The organism is Microcoleus sp. B13-B6 (assembly GCF_036705405.1).
GTDB lineage: Bacteria > Cyanobacteriota > Cyanobacteriia > Cyanobacteriales > Microcoleaceae > Microcoleus.
In genome coordinates this window covers 1-2,757 of sequence record NZ_JAUBUJ010000226.1, presented here as the reverse complement: position 1 = coordinate 2,757, position 2,757 = coordinate 1, and the positions used below count along the sequence as shown (strand labels likewise).

The following is a 2,757-nucleotide window of genomic DNA, read 5'->3' as shown; positions in this document are numbered from 1 at the left end:
CAGTCAATGCCATCATCGGGGAACAAGGATAATTGCCCTGGCGATACGTTTGATTGACCGCGATTGTGATAGGACAGTGCGAATCGTTGGCTAGAAACTAAAGCCTGAAAGGGTTTGGAGGATTAGCCGCCAGGTATAGAACCTTGACAACTGAATGACCATGTAGGTGAGAAATAGTATCCTAGAACCTTCAAATCCTACCCCGCAGGTGCAGCGGTGAAAGCATCACCCCTACGGTAGCGACTAGCCATCAATCCGTAAAGCGGGGTGAAAAGGTGTGATTACTGACAGCCTAAGTTCAATGGCACTGAAAAAGGCTTAATCACGCCCGCAGTTTAGCTTTCAAGACAGAGCGAGGTTCCTGCATTCGAGGATACGGTTTCGGCCTGCGTTTCAAAACTCTAGGTTCAGAACGCTCAGGTCGAATCGTGAGTAAATTAGTTGCCACCTGTTCCAAAAGTAATTGACGCCATTGTCGCTGTTGGCGTTTTCCTGTAGTTGCCAACAGCGACAATAACAGATTAAACTGCTGCCTGGTTGATTGGAATGAGAGTTGAAAAACTGTATTTTCTGACGAAGATACAGCCTGCCACATAATGGTACGTAATAAAGTGTAAGCTAATAAGTGTGTCCAGATTTCTTTTCTCACCATCACCGGAGTTTTAGCTGTTAACATCTCCATTTTTAACGTGGTTTTGAGATAGCGTAAATTGACTTCTGCTGCCGACCAACGTAATCCATATAAAGAAGTCAACTTTTCAACAGTGTACCGCTTGGCATCTACCAATGTTGTCACTACAATGATACGCTCATCTCTGAAGCCGCGGCGTTTAATTCGTAAGCATACTTCCCGGACGATGAAACTAGACGGCAATGCCTCGAATTCCTCAACAGTCATGTGGTTGGGACACTGTTGCGGCTTATTCCACACGACTTTGTGGTCGCCAATTCCCAACTTTTTTCCCCGTCTAAAGTCAGTTTTACGGAGATGATTTTTACGGAAAACAGCATCTGCTCCTTGCTGTTTCACTAAAACTAAATCAACATAATTACCATAAGCTTGATCGGCCAATATCACATCGTCGGGGACTAAATTTGCATAAATCAAACGGCTCATCACAATCTCACTGCTTGCCAAGGATGCTATGCCAGCGGATACCACAGCCCCTGTTAGTAATGAAAAGAGTACCACTATTTTAGCGATGGTCCATCCACACCCAGCTTTTTGATTGCTGTGTTGCGGATACTCGGCTTGATTAGCAGCAGTATCATTCATCAACACTGTTGTCCCATCTAGTACCCGCACCCGTCGTCCGCACCATTGTTGTTCTATGGGAACTTGCTTTTCTAGGGCCTCTGCGACTATGGGTACTAACTGTTGAACGAGCTTTTCTGGTAGTCGCTTACGAGCTTTACTGTATGCCCCGGTATCAGAAGAAGGAGGCTTGACTCCGGCCGCACTCAACCACGTACTCATCCGCTTCACGGCTTGACTCAAACTTTTGTCGGGATCGAGTACCTGGGATATCATCGCCCACAAGGTGACTATCGGTGTGTAGATGCTTTGGTAGTAGGTGATCTTCTCCTTCGCTAGAAGCTCCTGGACTAACTCTTCTGGCAGCAGCTTCTCCCAAGGTGAGGCAACGCTCTGCAAAAATTGTTGTTTGAGAATGCACGCACGATTTGGCATTGCCGGGAGAGAGATATTTTGGTTTGTAAGGCAATTATCTATGTATATCTTGCCTTACAGATTTTTTTTTGCTTACTTTTTCAGTGCCATTGAGCCTAAGTTGGTAAAGCATTGAGCAAAGTACCCATGAGTAAAGCCCCGGCTTGAAGATGCAACTGAATCGTCGTTACACAAAACCAGCGAAATAAGGCTTAATGCGCTGGAGCCAAAAGGCAAAGGATAAGGAGTTGGCAAGTTTTCTATTGACCAACAAGCACTTCCAATAAACCCGGCGAACAGCATCATTCTAAAGGTACACAGTATGGTCATTCGGAACGAGATAACCTCTCGTCTGCTCTTAGGTGGTCGAATACCTGAGTAGGTGCTAACCGTATGCAGCGAGTAGGAGAGATTAAGTCAGAAGCGAATGTCTGGGGTAATGCCCAGAATATGCAAACAGACTTACGATGATTTGGAAGATAAAGTCTCAAATAGTGAGTATATATGTCTAATACACAGTCTAAAAAACTGATGGTGGAATGGCACAAAATTAACTGGCGTAAGCTAGAGCGTAAGGTGTACAAGCTCCAGAAGAGAATTTATCAAGCCTCTATTCGTGGTGATGTAAAAGCATTTCGCAGACTCCAAAAGACGCTGATGAAGTCTTGGTCAGCAAGAGCCTTATCGGTTCGTAGAATTACCCAGGATAACCAGGGGAAAAAAACGGCGGGTGTAGACGGCGTTAAATCGCTGACTCCAAAGCAACGTTTAGACCTGACTCAAAAATTAAATCTGGGGTCAAAGGTCAGTCCAACTAGGAGGGTATGGATTCCTAAGCCTGGAACGGAAGAGAAGCGACCTTTGGGTATACCTACAATGGAAGACCGAGCCTTGCAAGCACTTGTCAAGCTGGCACTAGAGCCAGAATGGGAAGCGCGATTTGAACCTAACTCATACGGGTTCAGACCCGGACGCTCATGCCATGATGCGATAGAGCAAATATTCACGGTAATTAAGCTGTTGCACATTTAAACTGTGATACAATCATTACCCTTATTTTTGATTTTGCGACCCCATTTAATTATTAA

Annotated in this window: 1 protein-coding gene and 1 pseudogene; one reads left to right on the top strand and one right to left on the bottom strand. The window is 45.1% G+C overall.

The window, feature by feature from the left end:
- Nucleotides 1-322 precede the first annotated feature (322 nt).
- Nucleotides 323-1,690, bottom strand: a complete 1,368-nt coding sequence (locus QUB35_RS38755; RefSeq protein ID WP_445252101.1) for an IS4 family transposase — start codon at nucleotides 1,688-1,690, stop codon at nucleotides 323-325.
- 483 nt (nucleotides 1,691-2,173) lie between these two features.
- On the opposite strand from QUB35_RS38755, the pseudogene QUB35_RS38750 reads away from it, so the two are divergent.
- Nucleotides 2,174-2,686 (top strand): annotated as a pseudogene (locus QUB35_RS38750) (reverse transcriptase N-terminal domain-containing protein); the annotation flags it as partial.
- Between the last annotated feature and the right edge of the window lie 71 nt (nucleotides 2,687-2,757).

Excerpts from the sequence above, each read along its gene's own strand:
- QUB35_RS38755 (WP_445252101.1), bottom strand. The coding sequence starts at position 1,690 with ATGCCAAATCGTGCGTGCATTCTCAAACAACAATTTTTGCAGAGCGTT.